Source organism: Mesorhizobium sp. 01N446 (genome assembly GCF_056399285.1).
In genome coordinates, this window is the sequence record NZ_JBFTRA010000031.1 from 1 (window position 1) to 945 (window position 945).

Here is a 945-nt window from a genome sequence, read left to right on the forward strand (position 1 = left end):
CGCCCACGGAACCAGTGCTTTGGAGGCCATGAACAAGATCACGGCCGGGCCGTTCGTGATCCGAACCGTGCAGGCTCATTGGTTCCGGGTGGTGGATCAGGGCCGGCGGGACGTTTTCAAGTTCGCGGTCGAAAGAGATTAATTTAGCTTCCGCTAATCCTTGACGCCATCGGATGCCGCGCCAGAATCAGTGCATGGCAATAAAGATTGGCGACGAAGTGGCGATAATGGCGACGGTGCTGAAGCGCGTCACGGAAGACCGCGTCAGCGTCTCGATCCCCAGCTACAATTTCCCCCATTCGATAATCGATCCGGCCACCAAGCTGGTGAAGGGTCAGCAGATCGAGCTAACCGGCCACGTTACGCGGATTGACCGTGACAAGGTCACGGTCACGTTGGGGACGATGGTTACGGTTGATCTGGACAAGCTGCGTTTGGTCCAGAGCTACGTCCCACCCAAGCGGAAAAAGGCGCTGCTCGATGAACCGGGTTGACGCGTTATGACCAAGCTTTCAGACCTTGGCCCGCCTATTCACGGCAAGCGACATGGCGCCGAGCCAGCACGAGAAGACGACCATTTCTATTCCTGTCCCTACTGCGGACAGTTGGTCGATCAGCGCGATCTACGCCAGGTCCTCTACCATGAAGAACCTGGGCATAAACCGCTGGATCCCGAAGACGGCGCGACAATAATTATGTTCCCGGGCGTCCGAAGATAGCGCCCTGGTGGGCTGGAAAACAGATCGGCCACAAGCCCCAAACCGTCGGCAACCAAAAACCAGAACCATGAAGGCGACGAGCAATGGCACGCACGCATTTGCGTTCCGCTGTGAGGCTAAGGTCCGGCGATCCCCCCGACTGAAGTCCCTGCCCCGCAACTGAAGCATGGCAATCACGTTACGACCGCACCCGAGCACCTCGCTCGTGGAGGGCGCTGGATCAGAC

Annotated in this window: 1 protein-coding gene; it reads left to right on the forward strand. The window is 58.4% G+C overall.

Translation table 11 applies throughout. The features are described from left to right. Positions 1-194 precede the first annotated feature (194 nt). Complete coding sequence (locus tag AC1DPX_RS35070; protein ID WP_477242590.1) at positions 195-494, forward strand: hypothetical protein; 300 nt, start codon at positions 195-197, stop codon at positions 492-494. The last annotated feature ends 451 nt before the right edge of the window (positions 495-945 follow it).